General features: G+C 60.1%; 16 protein-coding genes and 1 tRNA gene. 6 read left to right on the top strand and 11 right to left on the bottom strand.

Annotated features, from left to right (window positions below):
• The first annotated feature begins 36 nt into the window (after nucleotides 1–36).
• From AB1E33_RS05785 to AB1E33_RS05775, 3 genes are read left to right on the top strand one after another with little or no spacing between them, the layout of a single operon-like run.
• A complete protein-coding gene (locus AB1E33_RS05785; protein WP_372576306.1) occupies nucleotides 37–177 on the top strand; it encodes a hypothetical protein in 141 nt (46 codons plus the stop codon).
• Between the two features lie 37 nt (nucleotides 178–214).
• A complete protein-coding gene (locus tag AB1E33_RS05780; protein WP_372576305.1) occupies nucleotides 215–1,126 on the top strand; it encodes a nucleoside hydrolase in 912 nt (303 codons plus the stop codon).
• Between the two features lie 9 nt (nucleotides 1,127–1,135).
• Complete coding sequence (locus AB1E33_RS05775; RefSeq protein WP_372576304.1) at nucleotides 1,136–2,014, top strand: ribokinase; 879 nt, start codon at nucleotides 1,136–1,138, stop codon at nucleotides 2,012–2,014.
• A 931-nt stretch (nucleotides 2,015–2,945) separates the two neighbouring features.
• Here the strand turns inward: AB1E33_RS05775 and AB1E33_RS05770 are convergent.
• From AB1E33_RS05770 to AB1E33_RS05735, 8 genes are all read right to left on the bottom strand, one after another.
• Nucleotides 2,946–3,021: transfer RNA gene (locus AB1E33_RS05770), tRNA-Thr, on the bottom strand.
• 283 nt (nucleotides 3,022–3,304) lie between these two features.
• A complete protein-coding gene (gene nqrF / locus AB1E33_RS05765; RefSeq protein ID WP_372576303.1) occupies nucleotides 3,305–4,525 on the bottom strand; it encodes an NADH:ubiquinone reductase (Na(+)-transporting) subunit F in 1,221 nt (406 codons plus the stop codon).
• Between the two features lie 11 nt (nucleotides 4,526–4,536).
• Nucleotides 4,537–5,145, bottom strand: coding sequence for an NADH:ubiquinone reductase (Na(+)-transporting) subunit E (nqrE, locus tag AB1E33_RS05760; protein WP_249707107.1), 609 nt, complete (start codon nucleotides 5,143–5,145; stop codon nucleotides 4,537–4,539).
• Nucleotides 5,145–5,798 (bottom strand): NADH:ubiquinone reductase (Na(+)-transporting) subunit D, encoded by a 654-nt coding sequence (locus tag AB1E33_RS05755; RefSeq protein ID WP_372576302.1) that lies wholly within the window; start codon nucleotides 5,796–5,798, stop codon nucleotides 5,145–5,147. Before AB1E33_RS05755 ends, nqrE begins: the two co-directional genes overlap by 1 nt.
• Entirely contained in the window at nucleotides 5,798–6,610 is an 813-nt protein-coding gene (locus AB1E33_RS05750; protein ID WP_372576301.1) for a Na(+)-translocating NADH-quinone reductase subunit C, read from the bottom strand. Before AB1E33_RS05750 ends, AB1E33_RS05755 begins: the two co-directional genes overlap by 1 nt.
• The gene (locus AB1E33_RS05745) at nucleotides 6,603–7,811 is read right to left on the bottom strand and encodes an NADH:ubiquinone reductase (Na(+)-transporting) subunit B (protein ID WP_372576300.1); all 1,209 of its coding nucleotides are present in this window, start codon (nucleotides 7,809–7,811) and stop codon (nucleotides 6,603–6,605) included. The genes AB1E33_RS05750 and AB1E33_RS05745 overlap by 8 nt, the downstream gene beginning before the upstream one ends.
• Nucleotides 7,812–7,816: 5 nt before the next feature.
• Nucleotides 7,817–9,160: a Na(+)-translocating NADH-quinone reductase subunit A gene (locus AB1E33_RS05740; RefSeq protein ID WP_372576622.1), complete on the bottom strand. Its 1,344-nt coding sequence runs from the start codon at nucleotides 9,158–9,160 to the stop codon at nucleotides 7,817–7,819.
• 188 nt (nucleotides 9,161–9,348) lie between these two features.
• A complete protein-coding gene (locus AB1E33_RS05735; protein ID WP_372576299.1) occupies nucleotides 9,349–10,725 on the bottom strand; it encodes a hypothetical protein in 1,377 nt (458 codons plus the stop codon).
• Between the two features lie 244 nt (nucleotides 10,726–10,969).
• Between AB1E33_RS05735 and AB1E33_RS05730 the strand changes: the two genes are divergently transcribed.
• Genes AB1E33_RS05730 through AB1E33_RS05720 form a run of 3 tightly spaced genes read left to right on the top strand, consistent with a single transcriptional unit; the run spans nucleotide 10,970 to nucleotide 19,220 of the window.
• Complete coding sequence (locus AB1E33_RS05730; protein WP_372576298.1) at nucleotides 10,970–12,646, top strand: ShlB/FhaC/HecB family hemolysin secretion/activation protein; 1,677 nt, start codon at nucleotides 10,970–10,972, stop codon at nucleotides 12,644–12,646.
• Entirely contained in the window at nucleotides 12,591–17,294 is a 4,704-nt protein-coding gene (locus AB1E33_RS05725) for a two-partner secretion domain-containing protein (RefSeq protein WP_372576297.1), read from the top strand. The genes AB1E33_RS05730 and AB1E33_RS05725 overlap by 56 nt, the downstream gene beginning before the upstream one ends.
• Nucleotides 17,295–17,312: 18 nt before the next feature.
• Complete coding sequence (locus AB1E33_RS05720; RefSeq protein ID WP_372576296.1) at nucleotides 17,313–19,220, top strand: caspase family protein; 1,908 nt, start codon at nucleotides 17,313–17,315, stop codon at nucleotides 19,218–19,220.
• A gap of 24 nt (nucleotides 19,221–19,244) precedes the next feature.
• Here the strand turns inward: AB1E33_RS05720 and AB1E33_RS05715 are convergent, their stop codons facing one another.
• The 3 genes from AB1E33_RS05715 to AB1E33_RS05705 are packed head-to-tail and all read right to left on the bottom strand — an operon-like array spanning nucleotide 19,245 to nucleotide 22,430.
• On the bottom strand, nucleotides 19,245–20,402 hold the full coding sequence (locus AB1E33_RS05715) for a Gfo/Idh/MocA family protein (protein WP_372576295.1): 1,158 nt from the start codon (nucleotides 20,400–20,402) through the stop codon (nucleotides 19,245–19,247).
• 11 nt (nucleotides 20,403–20,413) lie between these two features.
• A complete protein-coding gene (locus AB1E33_RS05710; RefSeq protein WP_372576294.1) occupies nucleotides 20,414–21,307 on the bottom strand; it encodes a sugar phosphate isomerase/epimerase family protein in 894 nt (297 codons plus the stop codon).
• 19 nt (nucleotides 21,308–21,326) lie between these two features.
• Nucleotides 21,327–22,430, bottom strand: a complete 1,104-nt coding sequence (locus tag AB1E33_RS05705) for a Gfo/Idh/MocA family protein (RefSeq protein WP_372576293.1) — start codon at nucleotides 22,428–22,430, stop codon at nucleotides 21,327–21,329.
• Nucleotides 22,431–22,522: the final 92 nt, after the last annotated feature.

Below are 22,522 nucleotides of genomic sequence, written 5' to 3'. Positions count from 1 at the left end.
CGAGCGCCTCGGAAATCGTGCACTCAGCCTTTGCAGATGCCAGTAATCCCGACGCGGTTGATCATCTTGCGCGGGATCGCGCTGCAGGACACGGATGAGCGCCTAGGTGCGATGCTGTTGTACAAGCCATTTGATCCGGGAGCGCTAAAGGCGTATCTGGCAGGTCTGCCCGGTTGAGCACCGAAGCGCTCCGGGCCAGCAAGTGGAGGCAGCGATGAAGATCATCATAGACACCGATCCGGGCGTGGATGACGCCATGGCGATCTTTTACGCCCATGGCGCCCCCGATATCGAATTGGTGGGCTTGACCTCGGTTTTTGGCAATGTCTGGGTCGAACAGGCCACCCGCAACGCCAATTATCTGGTTGAGTTTCTGGGAGCGAATTGTCCGGTGGCGCAGGGCGCTGCCGCTCCCTACGAGATCACCGGATTCAAACCGTCGGCGCATGTGCATGGGCCCGAAGGGTTCGGCGACCATATCGACATCACCACCGCGCGCGCTCCGATCGACGAAAGCGCCGCCGAATTTCTGGTGCGCATGGCGCGGGAATATCCCGGTGAACTTAACGTTTGCGCCGTGTCTCCGCTGACAAATATCGCCGATGCAATTCGGCTCGATCCCGATTTTGCCGCAAATGTCGGGCGCATTGTCATCATGGGCGGGGCGGTGGACGTGCCCGGCAATATCCGTGGCCATGCCGAGGCCAATATCTTTCACGATCCCCATGCTGCTGCCGAAGTGTTTGCGTCCGGCGCCAAAATCACGCTGGTTGGTCTGGATGTGACCATGCAAACTCTCTGCCTGCGCGAGGATTTTGTGGCGCTTGCCCAGTCCGCGCCCAAAGCCGGGGGATTCCTACTGCAGATCAGCGAATTCTACCACAATTTTTATGAAACCGTGGTGGGTGAGACCGGTTGCGCCATGCATGACGCCACGGCGGTGATCGCAGCCACACATATGGCGTTGTTCACGACCGAACGCAGCGGTCTGACTGTCGATTTGACCGAAGCGGCCCTGGGCCAGACCGTCCGTTACCCGTCAAACCCGTCGGTTGACATCTGTCTGGGCATCGATGCCGATGCGGTAAAGGCGAGGTTCTTCGATGTTGTCGCAACGCTGGAATAGGGGTGACACGTGACCATTTACAACCTCGGCTCGATCAATATCGATCACCTCTATCTGGTCGATCACTTGCCCGCCCCGGGCGAGACCCTGTCGGCGCGTGACTACATCGTGAACATGGGCGGCAAGGGGCTGAACATGACCGTCGCCGCCCTGCGCGCAGGCGGAGACATCCGACATGTCGGCGCGATCGGTCGCGGTGACGCGCAGGTACGCGCGATGCTGGATAATCTGTGTGTCAAAGGCGAATTGATTGCCGAGGTTGAGACCAGCACCGGCCATGCGATTGTCTATGTGGATGCGGCGTCCGAAAACAGCATCGTGATCCATGGTGGCGCCAATCGTAGCTTTACCGAAGACATGCTGCGCACCGCTCTGGCCGGAGCGCTACCGGGCGACTGGCTACTTTTGCAAAACGAAACCAACGCCAATGATCTGGGGCTGAAGATTGCCCGCGAAAAGGGCATGAAGGTCGCGCTTGTGGCCGCACCTTTTGACGCCGAAACCCTGCCGGACCTGATCCAACAAGTGGATCTGGTGTCGATGAACGAGACCGAAACCGCGCAGTTCGAGACTGCCATAGGCGGGTCCTACCGCGATCTGACCACGCCCGATTTCCTGATCACCTATGGCAGCAAGGGGGCAGTCCACTGGTCGCAGGGCAAAAAGGTCTCAGTCCCGGCTTTTATGGTCGATCCGGTGGACACCACCGGGGCAGGGGACACGTTTTTCGGCATGTTTCTGGCACGCTACGCCGCTGGTGAGCCGGTGGCGCAGGCCATGCGTTTTGCCAGTGCGGGTGCGGCGCTCAAAGTGCAAAAAGCCGGCGCCGCGGCGGCCATCCCTGCCCAATGTGAGGTGACGGCATTTTTGAACGCAAGGGGCGATTAGACCCGGAACCCGTTGCTTGGCTCGATGCAACGTCGTGCGCTGCGGAACGTCCGTAGGGTAATGCCTCAAAAATGTCAGGGTGTCTGAAAGTATAATCTTCTCGAGTGATTGGAGAGGATATTCTGATAAAGATATCGAAGTTCAGCGACGCGCAGATCTCGGCGTTCCAAAAGCTTGCCGAGAGCGGCATCCCGGTCGCCGACCTGTACCGCCAACACGCAATGAGCTACGCGAGCATTTGTAAGGCCTAGCAACTGTGTTTAACTGGCGGGCTTCGCGTACCAACGTTGAACAGAAGCGAGGATGGCGTTTGCGAGGGCGACGAGCTAGCTATCAATTGCTAAGATGAGAAGTTCACAAGGTTTCCCGCATGCTTTGAGGCGTTTGGCTACAGGTTCCAGAATTGGATTGTGGCAAACAGCGGCGAGCGCAGCTTGATTCAGCACATGACGTAGTGCCCGTCTGCCTCTGGCGATTGCCCGCTTCACGTTGCTCTGTTGCAGGAGATACAGGGCAAAGCCAAAAACCATTAGTTCCAAAACCACAATCTGGGAACGAACAAATGCTCCGAAAATGATTGTTCCCTGTTTTTAAGTTCAGTGCTGCTCATAACGGTTCCTCTACTAACGGAATCCGCACAGAGTTATCTTTGGCAGCGGGGAGCTAGTAAGCCGTGGTCAGACGACCGCGCTGGCCTTTAGGCAGAAGCCCTGAATATACGCCGCGCCTCCCCGACCTTAGGGTCCGAGGAGGTATCGTTGCGGACGATACCAACCGCTGACGGCGGGTTTAGTACGCCACGGGACTGGCCATTTTGACAATCCTGAGCCCAGCCCAGATGTCTGAAAATCAAGAGTGCAATCGTCACCTGGCGAATTTGCTGAAGGCGATGATTTAAGTACTATAATTCTGTTCGAGGTGTGGGAAAGACTGGTGCCGCTGAAGGGACTCGAACCCCCGACCCCATCATTACGAATGACGTGCTCTACCATCTGAGCTACAGCGGCTTCTCGGACCTTACTATGGCCCTACTAGTTCTAATCCTGTGCCTCGAACCCTTTGGTTTCGCAAGTCATTCTCGCGGGGACCCGCTAATTACGAATGACGTGCTCCACCAGCTGAGCTATGCTGGCGATTTGGTATGCAAGCTGGGTGGACCCGGATACGCTTGCTGTGGCGCTGGTTACATCTGGGATGCCGGGATTACAAGTCAAATTGAACACGGCAAGGAGACCGACGTTTTAGATTCCAGAGTGAAAAACCGGCTCGCGGCGGGGCCGGTTTCACTTACTATCCGCCGAAATCGTCCAACATGATGTCTTCGCGCTCCACACCCAGTTCCAGTAGCATGTTTATGACCGACAGGTTCATAATCGGCGGGCCGCACATGTAGAATTCGCAATCCTCGGGCGCGGGGTGGTTCTTTAGGTATTCCTCGAACAGAACGTTGTGAATGAAGCCGGTATAGCCATCCCAGTCGTCACCTGGTTGTGGGTCGCTCAGCGCCACGTGCCATTCGAAATTCGGGTTTTCGGCGGCGAGCCCGTCGAAATCCTCGACAAAGAACATCTCGCGTTTGGAGCGCGCACCGTACCAAAAGCTGATCTTGCGCTTGGAGCTGAGCCGCTTGAGCTGGTCGAAGATATGGCTGCGCATCGGGGCCATGCCCGCGCCGCCGCCGATGAAGACCATTTCCTTCTCGGTGTCACGGGCGAAGAACTCACCAAACGGTCCCGAAATGGTAACCTTGTCGCCCGGTTTGAGGTTGAAGATATAAGACGACATCTGACCAGCCGGGATACCTTCGGAGCCGGGAGGCGGTGAGGCAACACGGACATTAAGCATGATCATTCCGCGTTCTTCGGGGTAGTTGGCCATGGAATAGGCGCGCTCGATCGGTTCAGTCACAGTGGATTTGTATTGCCACAGGTTGAACTTGTCCCAATCCTCGCGATACTCCTCCTCGACGTCAAAATCGGTGTAGGCCAACTGGTGCGCGGGTGCTTCGATCTGGATATAGCCGCCCGCGCGGAAATTCACGTCCTCGCCCTCGGGCAGGTCCAGGGTCAGCGCCTTGATGAAGGTGGCCACGTTTTCGTTCGAGCGGACCGTGCATTCCCACTTCTTGACGCCAAAGACCTCTTCGGGGACTTCAATATCCATGTCCTGCTTGACCGCGACCTGACAAGACAGACGGTCGCCGCAGGAGGCTTCGCGCTTGGTGATATGGCTTTCCTCGGTCGGCAGGATAGAACCGCCACCCGAGTGGATTTTCACACGGCATTGCGCGCAGGTGCCGCCGCCACCGCAGGCCGAAGGGACGAAGAGTTTCTGTTCCGCCAGCGTCTGCAGCAATTTGCCACCGGCGGGAACGGAAATGGTCTTCTCGCCATTGATAGTGATGTTGACATTGCCGGTCGAGACCAGCCGTGAGCGCGCGACCATGATGAGCATGACCAGCGCCAGAACGATCAGGGTGAAAAGGACGATGCCAAGCGTAAAGGTTTCCATCTGCCCGCCCCTTACAGTTTCACGCCCGAGAAGGACATGAAGGCCATTGCCATCAGACCTGCGGTGATGAAGGTGATGCCAAGGCCCTGCAGCCCGTCGGGAATGTCGGAATACTTCAGCTTTTCGCGTACGCCCGCCATAGCGGTGATCGCTAGCGCCCAGCCAAAGCCCGATGACAAGCCGTAGGTCGCCGCCTCGGCAAAGTTGTAATCGCGTTCCACCATGAACAGAGACCCGCCCAGGATGGCGCAGTTCACCGTGATCAGCGGCAGGAAGATCCCAAGCGCGTTGTAAAGCGGCGGAAAATATTTATCGAGGATCATCTCGAGGATCTGCACCATCGCCGCAATCACACCGATATAGGAAATCAGTCCGAGGAAGGTCAGGTCCACATCCGGGAAGCCCGCCCAGGCCAGCGCACCGGGTTTCAGCAGATAAGTCAGCAGCAGGTTGTTGGTGGGCACCGTGATGGCCTGCACGACCATTACCGAGATACCCAACCCGATCGCGGTCGAGATCTTCTTCGACACGGCAATGAAGGTACACATGCCAAGGAAGAAGCTGAGCGCGAGATTTTCAACAAAGATGGCCTTTACGGCCAGAGAGATGAGACCTTCCATCAGTGTGCCTCTGCCTGCTGGATCTTGTACTCACGGTCTTCGACCTGGTTCGGCTTCCAAGTCCGGAACCCCCAGATGATCAACCCAATGATAAAAAATGCCGATGGTGGCAACAGCAACATGCCGTTGGGCACGTACCAGCCGCCATTGTTAACCGTCTCAAGGATGGTGACCCCAAAGAGCGATCCCGCGCCGAACAATTCGCGGATGAAACCCACCAGCATCAGGATCAGGCCATAGCCCAGACCATTGCCCGCGCCGTCGATGAAGGACGCGACCGGCGGGTTCTTCATGGCAAAGGCCTCGGCCCGGCCCATCACGATGCAGTTGGTGATGATCAGGCCGACAAAGACCGATAGTGTTTTTGAGATCTCGAAGGCGTAGGCTTTGAGGATCTGGTCGACCAGGATCACCAGCGAAGCAATGATCACCATCTGCACGATGATCCGGATCGAGCCCGGTATGTGGTTGCGCAGGCAGGAGATGAAGAAGGAAGAGAACGAGGTCACGAAGATCACCGCCAGCGCCATCACCAGCGACACCTGCAGTGATGAGGTCACCGCCAACGCTGAACAAATGCCCAGCACCTGCAAGGTGATCGGGTTGTTGTCGACCAGCGGATCGACCAGAAGTTCCTTGCGTGTCTGTGACATCAGATCTCTCCTGCTTGCAGTCGTGCCAGGAAGGGGCCGTAACCCTCTTCACCCACCCAGAAGCGCACCAGGTTGTCTACACCCACCGAAGTCAGCGTGGCACCGGCAAGGGCGTCTACATAATAGTCCGGTCCGGCCGCGGGTTGCGACTTGGCGACGGTGATCTGCACCTCGCCAGCCTCGTCACGCAGCTTTTTGCCGTTCCACAGCGCTTTCCAGCGCGGGTTGTCCACCTCGGCGCCAAGGCCGGGGGTTTCGCCATGCTGGTAGAATTGCAGACCGAAAATGTCGTTGCCGTTCTTTTCAAGTGCTATGAAACCGTAAAGCGTGGACCAGAGGCCATAGCCCTGTACCGGTAAGATCACCTTGTCGAGCGACCCGTCATCTGCTTTCAGCAGATAAATCACCCGGTATTTGGCCTTGCGGCCAATACTGGCAGGGTCATTGTCCAGCGCCACGCTCAGTTCAGGGTCCGAGGCGGCGGCAACATCGTCGAAAGTTGCCGGGTCGAACTGGTCGGTAAACTCGCCCGTGGCCAGATCCAGCACCTGAGGCTCAAAGGCTGCGAAGGCTTCGGCGACATTCATGCCGGGTTCATAGACACCGGCGACTTGCAGAACGTTCAACTGCTTGTCGCGCAGCTTGTTGGCCTCTTGCACCGGGCGCAGCGACACGGCTGCTGCCGACACGATCATCGAGGCAAAGAGGCAAAGCGTCACAGCAACGAAAATAGTCTTCGGCACCGAATCTGCTGGCATCGCCAGGAAACGGCCGATCAGGCCCTTGGATTCAGGGTTCGGTGCATCAGACATGACGACGCGCCCTCCGCTTGATGTTGGCCTGTACGACGAAATAGTCGATCAGAGGTGCGAAGACGTTGCCGAACAGGATTGCTAGCATCATGCCTTCGGGGAACGCCGGGTTGACCACACGGATCAACACCACCATCACCCCGATCAGGGCGCCGTACCAGTAGCGGCCCACATTGGTGTGGCTGGCTGAGACCGGCTCGGTCACCATAAAGGCCAGGCCAAAGGCATATCCACCCAGCACGATGTGCCAGTACCATGGCATCGCAAACATGGGGTTGGTGTCTGAGCCGATGAGGTTCAAGAGCAACGACAGGCCGATCGTGCCTGCCAGACAGCCTACGATCAGCCGCCAGTTGGCGATCTTGGTGATCAGCAGGAAGGCCAGACCGAGCATGCAGGCCAGCGTTGAGGTTTCGCCCAGCGAGCCCTGAATGAAACCCAGGAACGCATCCATCCAAGTGATGCCCTGTGCGGCGAGTTCCTTGTAGCCATCGGCGGCCGAGACAGCGAGCGCGGTCGCGCCGGAAAAGCCGTCAACCGGCGTCCATACCGCGTCACCCGACATGTTCGCGGGATAGGCGAAATACAGAAACGCGCGGCCCGTCAGAGCCGGGTTGAGGAAGTTCTTGCCGGTGCCGCCAAACACCTCTTTGCCGATGACAACACCGAAGGAAATGCCCAGAGCCACCTGCCAGAGAGGCGCGGTGGCAGGCATGATAAGCGTGTAAAGCATGGACGTGACAAGGAAACCTTCGTTCACTTCGTGACCGCGCACGGTGGCAAAGATCACTTCCCAGATACCGCCAATGACTAGGGTGGTCAGGTAGATCGGTAAGAAATAGAGGAAACCGTGCGCCATGTTGGCAAAAATGCTGCCGGGGTTCAGCGAGATGCCGAACATCTGCAGCAGCGCGATCCGCCATCCGGTCGCGGCCTCGGGACCCATTGTGGCGATGGCCTGATTGGCCTGATAGCCGTTGTTGTAGAAGGCCATCAGGATACAGGGGATCGTTGCGATCACGACATAAGTCATGATCCGTTTCATATCGACGTAAGACCGCGCATGTGGTGCGGCCTTGGTCACCGTTTTGGGGGTGTAGATAAAGCTTTCCACCATCTCGTAGACAGGGAAGAGTTTCTCGTACTTGCCGCCTTTGGTGAAATTCGGCTCGATCCGGTCAAAGAAGCTGCGCAAACCCATTCGGCTCAGCCCTCCTTTTCAATCTTGGTCAGGCAGTCCCGCAGGGCCATCCCGTATTCATATTTCGCCGGGCAGGCAAACCCCACAAGGCCGAGGTCCTCTTCGTCCAGCTCCAGCGCGCCAAGCACCTGCGCGGTGTCGGTATCCATAACCAGCATCGCCCGCAGCAGCTGCGTCGGCAGGTAATCCTGCGGCATCAGCTCTTCGAAGGTGCCGGTGGGCACCATTGCACGGCGGCCCCCGTTGAGGTTGCTGGTCAGGCCGTAGACCTTCTTGGCAAAGGCCGAACCCAACACCGGCTGCACCGCGTATTTCGACGGCATTGGGCGGATCCAGCCCATCGGGATCTGGTCGGGGTCCTCGCGGATGAGCGTGATCTGACGCGCGAACCGACCCAGATAGGCCTCTGGGCCCTCGGCCTTGCGCCCGCTCAGGATCGAGCCCGAGATCACGCGGACCGGGTCGTCGCCTTTGATTTCATCCCGTGTCAGGTCGTCGGTCGATGCGCCCATGACAGTGCGGATCAGGCGCGGGCGTGCGGCCATCGGTCCCGAGAGCGCCACGACGACGCTTGGGTCCAGATGCCCGGTCAGCACCAGCCGACCAATGGCGATCACGTCTTGATAGCCTATGGTCCAGACGGCATCCTCGGCGCGCACCGGGTTGAGGAAGTGGATATGGGTTCCGGCCAGGCCAGAGGGGTGCGGGCCGGAAAACGAGGCGGCCTCGACACCAGGCAGATCGCCGCCCGGTACTGTGTCGCCTGTTTTGTGGCACAGATAGGTGGTGCCCTCAGTCAGCAGCGCGATCGCTTTCATGCCCGCCTCGAACGCCTGCGCTGCGTCCGCGATGACCAGGGCAGCATCACCGGCCAGCGGCTCGCTGTCCATCGCGGTGACGAAAATGGCCTGTGGTACGGTGCGCGGGATGGGCAGCTTGGAATAAGGCCGGGTGCGGAACGCGGTCCACAGGCCCGCCGCGCAGAGCTTTTCGGTCAGCCCCTCGGCGCTGTCGGCATTTCCGGTCGCGCTGAAACCAATACCGGTGTCATTGGCGTCGCCAACCTCGATCACCACGCTTTGCAGCACCCGTCGCGCGCCGCGGTTGATCGCCACGACCTTGCCGGTCACCGGGGCGACCATCATCGCCTGCGCCGCGTCCTTGTGACAGAAAAGCGGGGTGCCGCGTTGCACCTCGTCACCTTCCTCCACAAGCATCTTTGGTTTCAGGCCGATCGTGTCGCAGCCCAGAACGGCAACGCTCCGGTAGTCCGGCCCGGGGTGGATGGTCTGTTCGGGCGCCCCGTCCACCGGCAGGTTCAGCCCTTTTTTCAAATCGAATGTCCGCATTGGCTCGCTACGTTGTTGCACGCTCGACTCCGCAAGTGGTGCCTCCCTAACGGATGCCCGCCACAAAGCAAATACCTTCGCGCGGCAAAGTCGCAGCGCGGGTTGGGCTGCCTCTTATTGCGCTCGCGTCGGTATGGCAATCTGGTTGGGCAATAAAGCCGTGATTTCCTCTAATTTTTACTCCCGTTTCACCTGTCATCCGCATCCAGCGCCGCCCGGGCCAGCGAGTCTGCGCGTTTCAGATCACGTTTTCGAAATGCCTCATCCAACGCGTTCAGCCCGGACTCGGCTGCTTTCTTGTCGCCGCGCTGCGCCAGTCGCGCCAGTGCCGTGCGCGCGGGACGTACCGTGTCGGCATAAAGATGCGCGGCCTGCAAGCCGGTTTGAAGTGTCTTGGCGGCCACGTCCACTTGCGCAATCGCCGCTGGAAAATCCAGGCGGCGAGTAAGGCTGTCGGCCTCGCGCAGCAATCGCGTCACGCGCTTGATCTCGGGCTGCGCACATTTGTCTTGTTGGACCTGCCGCAGCTGATCGCGCTGCCGGAAGAGCTGTTTGAACGAGCTGGCATAACGGCCATTCTCCAGCACCGTCTGCGTCAGATCGATGCAGGCGGCGCGGCACTGGTTGAGCAGATGCAGCGCTTTGTTCTCATCGGGCAGCGCCTTGCGGGCATCTTTGGTCATCTCGACGATGCGCCGCAACTCGCGCTGAATCGGACCGCCGCTCTTGAGGTTTTGGAGTGCCTTGATATGGGCCAGAATCTGCACATGCGCGCGGGTGAATTCGGTCGCTTCTTCATCCGGCCGCAGCTTGGCCATTAGGTCCAGCCCACGGGTGCCCAACTGCAATTCCGTGCGGGCCTTGCGCATGGTCAACGCGGCACCGACCCAGTTTGCGCTTTTTGCAAAGTTGTCGGCATCATTCATCATCTCGCGCACGGCGGCGATCACTGGCCGCGCATTGCCGCCACCCGGAGCATGTGATTCCAGCCGCGCGATCTCTGCCTCGATCTCGTGCCGGACCTTGTTGCAATTGGCGGCGCGTCCGGCCTCCTGCATCATCGCCGCGTGGCGGGCCTCCTGCGCTTCGCAGGCGATAATGGCCTGGTCGAAATCGCCGCGCGCCTCGGCCGTCTGACGGCGTTTGTCGTCACTTTCGAGACGTTTCAGATAGTCTTCGACCGCCGCGGCACCATGGCCGCGCGCCTGGGTTCGGGTCTCGGCTAGACGGGCTGCAAAGCCCTTGGCCTCGCGCAGGTATTCGGTGACAGCGTCGACCTCACGGTCCAGTTTGCGTCCCAGCACCGCCTGCGCCGACAGGGTTGCGACCGCGTCGTCCTGTGCGCCTTGCGCAGCGGCTTTGCGCGCCGCGCTGACGGCAGCAGCGATTGGGCCGGTCAAATCCTTCAGCAATTGCCCGGCCCGGGGTGGCAGGGCGCGTACAGTACTCAAGCGGCCCTCGGCTTCGGACAGCAGAGAGTCATAGTCAGTCGCTGAGCCCCCGGAACCGCCACGGGCAGCAATTCCGAAACGTTGAAGAAAGCTCTGTTGGGTCTGTGTCAGCATCTGGTCGGGCCTCGGGTGGTGCTCTGCCGGGCAGTCTTTGGGCCAGTGTGGCGCGCAAATTCACAACCGCCAACACTTTTGTATGCGATGCACAGAATCCTACCTTCTGCAATTGTTGTTCCCAGACCACTTGCGAAATGTTCAAGATTTGAGTTTTTTAGGTCCATATATTTTTTAAGGCAGCGCGATGGCACGTTTTTGTTCTGATATATCTCGGAAAGCTACGATCCTTCTGGCCACCTCCATGACCGCGACCATGCTGCCTGTTACCTCGGCGCTGGCGCAATCGGCGTCCAATCTCGCACCGTCCACTTTCCAGCCCGAAGCGCTGCGGCCCTCAAGCGGACCCGTGACTGTTGCGCGCGATCCTGGCGCCTCGGCGCCGCCGGGATCCGAGAACCTGTTCGTGACCGTCGGCGACGTCGATCTGCAGGGCGCCTTGCCGCAGATGGCGCAAGCCAACGCCGCGTTTCGACAGTCATTGATCGGGCAGCAGATAGCCGTTGCCCGGATTTTCAGCGCCGTGCGGCGGCTGGAAACGGAATATGCCGAGGCAGGCTATGTACTGGCACGGGTGGTACTGCCACAGCAGACGCTGCGTGACGGCGGCACGCTCCGCATCGTTGTCGTCGACGGTTTCATCGAAAGCATCGATTCCAGCCGCGTGCCGGAGCCGGTGCGCAACCGTATAACCAGCCTGACCAATCCGCTGATCGGCAAACGCGGCATCCGGCTACGCGATATCGAGCGCGCGCTGTTGCTGGCGGGCGACACCTATGGCGTAAGGTTATCTTCGGCGCTGAAAACCGGGCAAGCGGATGGCGGCACGGTTCTGGTGCTGGACGGCGAATACAAGCGTCTCACAGGATCTTACGGGTTCGACAACCTGCTTGAAGATGATCTGGGCACCGTCAACCTCAATGTCGGTTTGGAGCTGAACAGTGCCCTCGGTCTGGGTGAGACATTTTATGGCCGGATCGGCGGCGCGGTGCAGGATTATTTCTCGAGCGATCCACGTTATCGTATCCTTGCGGCGGGTGCTGTGGTGCCGATCGGAACAAACGGCATGACCTTCAACATCGAAGGCACCGCCAGCCGGGCCAATCCCGACACCGATTTCCTGCCCACCACCAGCGAGTTCGATCGCCTGTCGTTCCGGCTATATTATCCGTGGATCAGATCGCGGGAAATCAACCTGACATCGCAGCTCATTCTGGACCGCACGCGGGACAAGCAGAATCTTGTCACTAACGCCGGTGAATTGCCGATTTATGACGACGATCTGAGCGTCTTGCGCGCAACGCTGGATGGCAGTTGGGCATTCCAGAACGGCGCGGCGCTGCAGGGTGGTGCGGTATTGTCGCGCGGGCTCGATGCCTTTGGTGCGCGCTCGGACCCGGAACCCGATGACACGCCACTGTCGCGGCAGGGGGCCAGCGCCGAGTTCACGAAACTGGTGGTCAGTGCACGCTATGACATGGCATTTAACACCAACTGGATCGTCGGACTGAGCGGGCGCGTACAAACAAGTTTTGGCGACCCGCTGGTCACTTCGGAGCAGATGAGCGTCGCAGGAACCGGTGAGATGTCGACCTTTGACGCAGGCACGCTGCAAGGGGATGACGGCTATGTGGTGCGCGCCGAGATCGGCCGTCAGAACCGCACGACGGTCGGTGGATTCCCGCTTCTGGTCAAACCTTACCTGTTCGGCGCCTATAGCCAACTTGGGCTGGAAGAGCCGACCGTTTTGGAACAAAGTACGACAAAAGCATCGTCATATGGCGTGGGGGTCGAGATTTTGACGCTGGAGGACGACTCCTTCAGTTCCGGCACCCTGCGGCTTGAGTTCGGTAGGGGAGAACGCGATGACATTGGCCCGGAAGGTAACCGCTTCGGTATCGTTGCAAGCCGTAGGTTCTAAGCGGCTGGTAGTACGGCTATGGCTGAGCGTGGCTCCGGCTGCGCTGCTGATCGCAGCGGCACCGCTACCCGCGCAGGAACTGCCCACCGGCGGGACGGTTGCTGCGGGCAATGCAACGATCGCAACGCCAGCGCCCGGTCAGATGACCATTAATCAGTCCAGCAATGCGGGCATCGTCAACTGGAACACCTTCTCGGTCGGTCAAGGAGGAAGGGTCGACATCACCCAGCCTTCGGCGCAGTCGGCGACGCTCAACCGGGTGACGGGGAATGCCACCAGCGCCATTCATGGCCAGATCAATGCCAATGGCCAGGTTTTTGTCGTCAATCCCAACGGCATCTTCATCGGGCCGAGTGGCAAGATCAACACCAGCGGTTTCGTGGCGTCGACGCTCGACATTCGCGACGACGATTTCATGGCGGGGCGTTACCGGTTCGAAGGCAATGGCGCGTCGGCGGGTGTGGAAAACGCAGGCCTGATCCAATCGGTGCCGGGCGGTTATGCGGCGCTTATTGGCGGCAAGGTCAAGAACTCAGGGGTCATTCGAGTACCTCTGGGTAAGGTCGGCCTAGGCGCGGGCGAGCAGGTGACACTGGATTTCACTGGCGACGGCTTCCTGCAGGTGGCGGTGCCCTCGAACGGCGACGATACGATGGACGCGCTGGTCGAGAACTCTGGCGTGATCGTGGCCAATGGCGGTCAGGTGCAGCTGCTGGCGGCCAGCGCGCGCGACGCTGCGCGCCAGGTGGTCAACATGTCGGGCGTGATCGAGGCGCGCTCGGTCAGTGGGCGCAATGGCGCTGTAGTGCTGGGCGGCAGCGGTGGCAGCGTCCGGGTGAGCGGGCGCATCGACACGTCTGCCAAGGTGGTGCTGGTCGAAACCTCGCCCAGACCAGTGGCGCGCCCGGTGCAGGGAGGAGACATCACCATTACCGGTGAGGCTGTCACGCTTGCCGGTGCCACATTGGACGCGAGCGGCGCAGGGGCCGGCGATGGCGGCTTGATCCGTGTTGGCGGTGATTTCGAGGGAAAGGGCGACCTGCAACGTGCGCTCACCATCTTCGTGGATGCAGCGACCCGGTTCAACGCCGATGGCGGCGAGTCCGGCTCGGGTGGTCGGATCGCGGTCTGGTCGGATGTTTTCACCGACTTCAATGGCACTATCTCGGCCCGCGGCGGCGATCTGGCTGGTGACGGCGGCTTTGTCGAGGTTTCGGGCAAGGATGACATGCGTTATCGTGGCCTGACCGACACCCGCGCGCCAAATGGTGCAACGGGTATGCTGCTGCTTGATCCCGGCAATATCACGGTGGGCAGCAATCCGGGTGATACGTTCGATCCGGCGACGATCGAGGCCAATCTGGACAGCACCGGATTCACGCTGGATACATCCGTTGACGGATCGGGTGCGCCGGGCAATATCACCATCAACGAGTCGATTTCCTGGTCGTCGGGCACCCTGTTCGAGCTGATCGCGGATAACGATATCGCGCTGAACGCCGCCATCACCACCAACACCGGCACCTTGTCGCTGGATGCCGCCGGAACAATCACCACCAGCGCGGATGGTGCGATCGATGTGAACACGTTCCTTCTGGAGGCGGGTGACTGGGTGCAGAACGGCGAGACCCTACCGGGTTTCGATGTAACGGATTTCCAACTCAACCCGAGCGACGGTAGTTTCCTGCGCGTCCTAGACGGTAACGGAAGCGAAGCCGACCCCTATCTATTAACTGATGTGTTCGGCTTGCAGGGGATGGACAGCGACAGCCTGCATGCCTCGCATTTCCGGCTGGCCAACGAGATCGACGCAACAGGAACCGTCAATTGGGGGTTTGGCGAAGGCGGCTTTTCCCCGATTTTCAGCTTCGACGGCTCACTTGACGGAGCCGGGCATGGGATCGATGGCCTGATGGTCATTGACGCCTCACAAGGCGGTTTGTTCGAGAATTTGAACGAAACGGCCCGGGTCTTCGATCTCGGCGTGACCAACGCCGAGATCAGCGGCTTCGAAGGCGGCGTACTGGCGACCAACAACGACGGCTCGATCGAGAATGTGATCGTTACCGGTACGGTAGACAGCTTTGACGGTCTGGCGGGCGGCATGGTTTCCTTCAATAGCGGCACCATCACCGATAGCACAGCCGATGTCAGCGTGAGCGGAAGCGTTGGTGAGGGCAGCGAAGGAGATGGTGCCGTTGGGGGCCTTGCCGGTTTCAACAGTGGAACCATCACGCGGTCTCATGCGATAGGTGACGTGCAGGGCACCGATTTCGGCTCTGGCCTGGCTGTCAATGCTGGCGGTCTAGTCGGGGTCAATTCGGGCACGATCCAAAGCTCTTACGCGACAGGTGACGTTAGCGCCGCGCAACAATTTTCCGGCGGTGGTACCGGGAATGGAGGCGGGCTTGTTGGTCTAAATCAGTCGCTTATAGAGCACAGTTATTCCAACGGAGCCGTTTCGGTCACCGATTTTACGACAAACAATCCAGGGGGGCTGATTGGCCTGACCTCGGGGGGCACGGTTACCGCCTCTTTCTGGGACACTGATTTGTCGGGACAATCCGCGAGCGACGGGGGCAGCGGGCTGACCACCGCAGAATTCCAGGACACGCAAGGGTTCTTTGATCTGACCAACCCACAGGGTTGGGATTACGTGAATGACTGGGCGCCGGGCACTGCGGGGCAGCACCCGCTGAACCTGACCACCAGCGCGGTCGTGTTTGTGCAACCCGACAATCTGACATCGGTGCAATACGGCGAAACGGAAACCGCGAGCGCGACCGGCACAATCTCGGGCGGGGCAGAAACCTATGTTTTTGGCCCCGACGGAGATGCGCTGGACACGTCCGGACTGCTTTCGGATTTGACCTTTGAACAGGTGACCGTAGGTGACACCAACTTCGTGCCGACAGATACGAGCCTGACCAGCGATATCGGGCTGTCCTACCAAGTCATCTCGCTAGTCGGAGACGCCACGATCACGCCGGCGCCGCTGACCGTCACGGCGAACGATCGGACTCGCACCTATGGCGACGAATTCACGCTCGGCACAACGGAATTTTCGCTGACCGGCGATCTGTTCTTCGAGGATTCGCTGGATTCGGTTCTGTTGACCAGCCTTGGCGAGCCCCAATTCGCAACTGTGGCAGACAGCCCATACGCAATCGATGCAAGCGGAGCGCAGGGCACCGGGCTGACGAATTATGACATTACCTATGAAAGTGGAGCGCTGACCATTGATCCCGCCGCTCTGACGGTGACAGCCGACGATCTGTCGCGGGTCTATGGCGACGGGTTCTCCTTCTCGGGAACCGAGTTCACGGTGTCTGGGTTGGTGAACCCCGCCGACTCGGTGAACTCCGTCACCCTGACTAGTGCGGGCGCAGAGACATTTGCTGACGCATCGGACACTCCCTATGCGATCACCCCCAGCGACGCGGCGGGTACTGGTGTCAGCAATTACGACATCACATATGTGGAGGGCAATCTGGATGTGGGGCGGGCCTCGCTGCAGATTGTCCCGAACGACGCGACCCGCGTATATGGCGATGACTTTGCCTTTACCGGGACCGAGTTCACCACGATCGGAGAGGTGCGCGATGGCGACATCACCGGGGTTGATCTGTCCAGCGAAGGTGCCGAGAAATTCGCACCGGTTCTGACCCTCGGCGATGGTGAGGACGGATCGCCATTTTATCTGATCTTTGCGGACAATGCCTCGGGCGGCGGTGCGGGGAATTACGATATCAGCTACGAGATCGGTTTCTTGGATGTTGACCCAGCGCAGCTGACAGTCACCGCAACCGACCAGTTCAAGCCCGATGGCGAGAGTTTCACGTTCACCGGCACCGAGTTTTCCACCACCGGTCTGGTCAACCCTGCGGACTCCGTTGATTCAGCGGCGCTGTCCAGTGACGGCGCGGCAGCAGATGCCAGTGTCGACGGGTCACCTTATGTCATCAACATCTCTGACGTATCCGGCACCGGGCTGGGAAATTATTCGATCACGCTGGAAAGCGGTGATTTCTTTGTTGTACCGCCGGGTGGTTTGACGCCACCGCCAATCCCGACGATCGAAGTGACGCCACCGGGTCAGATCAAGTTCAGAGGAGAGAGCGGCACCGACGATGATGACGGCGGCGGCAGCAGCGGAGGTACCGCGGTGAACCCGGTGGTGATCGCCGAAGGCACGTTGGAAACGGTCGAGGCCGCCTCGACCGAGTTTGAGGCGCAGGCCTCGGGTTGTGCCAGCGAAGACGTGTCCGACTATCTGGCATGCGTGGCCGATGCGATGGACGACTATGCCCAGGATCTGGATGCTATTGCGCAGAGCCTGCCGCCGGGACTGGAAAGCATCGGCGACATCATTAATGGTGCCAGCGCGGGCGTTCGCGCCGCCGGCGAAAAGGCGCAGACACGGTTGGCGCTGGCCACGACTGAAGCCGAACGCCAGCAGATCCGCCGCGAGGCGATACAAGAAGCTCGCGTAGCGATCCGCAGCGCTCAGACCGAGATTCGCAAGGCGATCACCCTGATCCGCGCCGAAGATCCCGAGCTTGTGAGTTTGCAAAGAGAGCAAGTAGAGACGATAGTAGCCGCCGTGGGCAGTGCCGAGATCGGTCTGTCCCGCGTGTTGGAACTTTGACGACTGGAAAAATAAAGAGTGCGATTGATCCGTTTGATCATGGCTTTTGGCCTGTTTTTTATGTGCGCCACGCAGGCATTTGCGGAACAGCGCGTGGCGTTAGTCATCGGAAATTCGGACTACGAGTCTGTAGGCGGGCTGGACAACCCGGTCAACGACGCCTCGGATCTGGCGATCGCGCTCGAGGGGTTGGGCTTCCGTGTGTTTCTGGGCACCAACCTGAACCGTGACGAAATGCTATCGCTGGCCGAATCCTATGGCGTGACGGCGGCCGATTCCGACGTGTCGCTGTTCTTTTATGCCGGGCACGGGTTTCAGGTCGGCGGGCAGAACTACCTGGTTCCGGTTGACGCACACCTGACATCGGGGGCCGACATTCCGGAACAGACTGTGGCGATGGGCGATATCGTCAGCCGGATGGAGCGGTCGGACGGGCTCAAACTGATCGTTCTGGATGCCTGCCGCGACAACCCTTTCGAAGAAACCACAGGCGAGGGCGGACTAGCGCGGATTGGCAGTGCGGCAGATTTCATGTTCGCCTACGCGACCCAGCCCGACAATGTGGCCTATGACGGAACTGGGCGAAACAGTTTTTTCACCGAAGCGCTGCTCAGCCATATCTACACGCCGGGACAGGACATCTCGGACCTGCTGATCTCAGTCCGCAAGGATGTGATCGCTGCCACCGGCGGTCGGCAGGTTCCATGGGACAACTCCTCGCTCACCCGTCAGTTCCGCTTCGACACCAGCCCGGTGACCGCGTCCGAGGAAACCCTGCTGTGGCAAGTCGCCGCCAGTGCGCAGGACCCGCAGCTGATGCAGCTTTACATGGACCGCTACCCTGAGGGTTCGCATGTGAGTGACGTGGTCGCGTTCTTGGACAATTCCGAACCGCAGACCCGCAAGCTGAACATCGACGATCAGGATGCGCAGGCCGACCGGTTGTGGAAACTGGCACAGCGCAGTCGGATGCGGCCCCTGCTGGAGTTCTATCTGGAACAATACCCCGATGGCGCAAATGCCCAGCAGGCCCGGCGGTTGGTGCAATCCATCCCGCGCCGCGAGGATACGACGCCCGGCGGCATGTGCGAGCGTCTGGCCACCCATCCCCGCGACAGCACGGCCAGCCTGACCGGTGTCCCGTTTTCGCGGCTCAAAGAGAATGCTATGACGGCGATCCAGGCCTGTGGTGCGGCGGCGGCGCAATCGCCCGATTTGCCGCATTACGTGGCGCTGCTGGCGCGGGCAACCATTGCGGCAGGTGATGTGGAGCGGGCGGTGACACTGTATCAGCGGGCCGCCGAGCGGGGCGATTTGCGCGCTATGGTCAGCCTCGCCCAGCTTTACGAAAGCGGCATGGGTGTCCCGCAGGATGTGGCACGCGCCGTTTCCTTGAATGAGGCGGCCGCAGAGGGCGGATCGCTGGACGCGATGATCAATCTCGCTGTGACCCTTTTCGAAGGTCAGAGCGTGCCCAAGGATGATGTCCGTGCGATCGAGCTGTTGCAGCGCGCTGCGCGCGAAGGCTCGGCCAAGGCCACGTTCAACCTCGGCGTGCTGGCGCAGGACGGTTTGGTCGGCACGCCCGAGGATGCGTTGGGCTATTTTCAGAAAGCCGCGCAGAATGGCGAGCATCAGGGCTATCTGGCCGCGGCCATTCTGCTGGATGAGGGCAGGGGCCTACGGCGCGATCCGGCGCGCGCGGCCGAAATGCTGTTGCGCGGAGCCGCCGAAGACAATGGCGCGGCCATTGCCCAGATGACCGAAGGCGCCGCAAACTGGTCGCGCGATACCATGATGGAAGTGCAGAAACGCCTGCAACAGGCCGGGTACTACAACAGCACCATTGATGGCCTGTCCGGTCCGGGGTTCGAGAATGCGCTCGACCTCTGGCGCAATGGCGGCTTTGTCGCCGACGTGTTGTAAGGGGGCGGATCGCCCCCTTGCGTTTCAGCGATACATCGGCGGGCGCGCATCGACCCAAGCACCGTCCTTGCTGCCCGAATCCGCTACCGCAAACACTGCCGCCATCGACCGCAATCCGTCCTCCGCACGCGGATAGTGATCCGCTGCCGGATCTATGGCGCGGCCTTCTTTGCGGGCGCGGATCGCCTCAGACAGATCGCTGTAGATATTGGCGAAGGCCAGAGGCATCCCCTCGGCATGCCCGATGGTGACGCGGGTGGTGCGGTCGGCCTCTGGCGACAGGTTCGCTTCGCCGCGCTCAATCGTCTGCAAGCGCCCATTCAGCGGCATGTAAAACAGCTGGTTGGGATGTTCCTGCGACCAGCGCAACCCACCGGTTTCGCCAAAGACCTGCAGCGTCAGACCATGCTGGCGACCAATGGCCACCGAAGAGGTCCAGAGTCGCCCGACCGCGCCATCCTCCATTCGGAAATTAACCATCGCGTCATCTTCCAACTCACGCGAGGCGATGCAGGACACGGTATCAGCGGACAAGCGATGGACCTCCTGTCCCGTCACGAAACTGGCCATGTGCAGCGCGTGGATGCCGCAATCGGCAAACTGCGCTGAGACACCGGCCTGCGCCGGGTCATATCGCCAGCGCACGCGCGGATTTTCGGCATCCCCGGCATCTGCGTGGTGGCCATGGGCGAACTCGGCCTTGACCAGCCGCACCTTGCCAAGATCACCGCGCGCGATCATCGCCTTCATGTGACGCACCAGCGAATAGCCGGAATAGCCGTAATTCACCGCGCAGATCGCGCCGGTGCGCTCGGTGGTACGCACGATGTCTTCACCTTCTTCGACCGTCATGGTCATCGGCTTTTCACAAAGCACGTTGAACCCGGCCTCAAGGAATGCCTTGGTGATCTCGAAATGGGTCGAGTTGGGCGTCGCTACGGTCACCAGATCGATCCGATCCGCGCGACCCCGCTCGCCGTCCAGCATCTCGCGCCAGTCGCCATAGGCGCGGTCGGCGGAAAGGCCAAGACGCTGGCCATAGGCGCGCCCCTCATCGGGACGATGATCCAGCGCACCAGCGGCGAAGTCGAAGGCACCGTCCAGCCCCGAACCCAGGCGGTGGGCCGGTCCGATCTGGCTGCCTTCACCGCCGCCGATCATGCCCCATTGCAGCTTTGCCATCTACCTGCTCCTTACCTGAAACCGATCGATTCAAGATACTCGCGATTGGCGCGGGCATCATCCATCGGCCGCACATCCATCGTCGGGTCGCAATCCTGTTCGACCGTGCACCAGCCGTTAAACCCGTTGTCTAGCAGCACTTGCCGAACGGCTGGGAAATCAACGTCGCCCTCGCCCAGATTGCAGAAGATACCCTGACCGCAAGCATCGTAGAAACCAGTGCGTTTCTCGATCACGTCAGCTTTAACAACCGGGTCTATATCCTTGAAATGCATATAGGAAATCCGGCTGGCATAGCGGCTCATGAAGGCCACAGGGTCAAAGCCTGCATAAGAGTGGTGGCCGGTGTCGAAACAGATTTTCAGCAGCTTTTCGTCCACCTCATCCAGCAGCCTTTCGAGCTCGGGCTCGAAATCCATGAAGCCCGCCGCATGGGCATGGATGCCCACGGTCAGCCCGTATTCCTCGGTCCCGATCCGCGCGGATTCCGCGATGCGGTCTCGATAAGCTGCCCATTCGGCGGCATCCATCTGCTCGGCCTCTTGCACCCGCCCGGCGGTGGGCGCGCGGCGTTCCGAGATAGAATCGATCAGCACCAGATGCTGCGCACCATGGGCCACGAGAGCTTTGCAGGTGCGGTGGGTGCCATCTAGCACATCCTCCCATTTCGCCGGATCGTGATAGGGGCGGAAGACAACGCCGCCAATCAGCTCCAGGTCATGCTGGGCCAATGCATCGGCGACCTGTGTCGGGTCTTCCGGCATGAAGCCGACAGGCCCCAGTTCGATGCCCTTGTATCCGGCCTCGGCGCATTCCTTCAGCACCGTTTGCCAGTGGGGATTACGCGGATCATCCGCAAATTCGACGCCCCATGAACAGGGTGCATTGCCAATTCTTATGCTCATATTGGTGCCTTTCGGATGCTCAGAGCGTTGCAACATCTTGCCAAGATCGCGTCTTGGACGAGGCCCAGGTCGCTTCGATGACATGGTTCACTGCCAGACCGTCCCGAAAGGTCGGAAAGACCGGTTGACCGGTTTCGATCGCCTTCAGGAAATCATGCGCCTCGATGATGATCTGATCCTGATAGCCGGTGCCGTGACCCGGCCCCTGACAGAAGGGCAGGTAATCGGGATGCGCAGGCCCGGTCAGGATCTTGCGGAAACCGCGTTCTGCCTCGGGCCCGTCGGCGCGGTAGAGCCAGATCGCGTTCTGATCTTCCTGATCGAAGCGGATGGAGCCTTTTGTACCAAATATTTCATAGGCATAGCCCATCTTGCGCCCTGTTGCGACGCGGCTGATATAAAGGTGTCCCATCACACCATTTTCGAACCGGCACATGATCTGCGCCTGATCGTCATTGGTCACGGCGCCGCCTGGGCGTTCGGCGTGGACAGTTTCAATATCGGCCATGACCGAGCGGATCGGACCAATCAGCGCCAGAGCGGCATTCAGGATATGCGGAGCCAGATCACCCATATTGCCGTTGGCGCGGCCTTCAGCACGCCAGGTGGCGGGAGCTTGCGGATCAGCATAGAAATCCTCGGTATGTTCCGCGCGGAACCAGGTAACATCACCGATTTCACCATCGGCGATCAACTTGCGGGCAAACTGGCTGGCCGGGGTGCGGATGTAATTATAGGCAACCATATTGGCGTGCCCACTGGCCTCGGCGGCGTCCACCATCGCCTGAGCCTCAGCCACCGAGGTGCCCATGGGTTTTTCACACATCACCGGCTTGCCGAGGGCAAATGCGGCTTCTGCGATTTCGCGGTGCAGGGTCTGCGGCGTGGCGATGATGATGGCATCGACCTTTGGGTCCTCAACCAGCACGCGCCAATCATGGGTAGCCCGTGCAAAACCGAAAGCGCGACGATAGCGCTCGGCGGAGTCGGGGCTGCTGGCGCTGATCATCTCGAGCCGGGGCCGCAGACGCGTCTCAAACACTGTCCCAACGGCGGCCATGGCAACCGAATGTGCCTTGCCCATATAGCCGCCACCAACGATGCCGATACCAATTTCTGCCATGGCCGTTCCCACCTTTGCGCAAATACAGTTTGCAACCGGTTGCAAAATTAGTATCCTCGGAATCGATCCTGCGCAAGTGGCATTCGACCGAC

The organism is Ruegeria hyattellae, assembly GCF_041537925.1.
Taxonomy (GTDB): Bacteria; Pseudomonadota; Alphaproteobacteria; order Rhodobacterales; family Rhodobacteraceae; genus Ruegeria_C.
The sequence above is the reverse complement of the archived record's forward strand: the minus strand, read 5'-3'. Positions and strand labels throughout refer to the sequence as shown.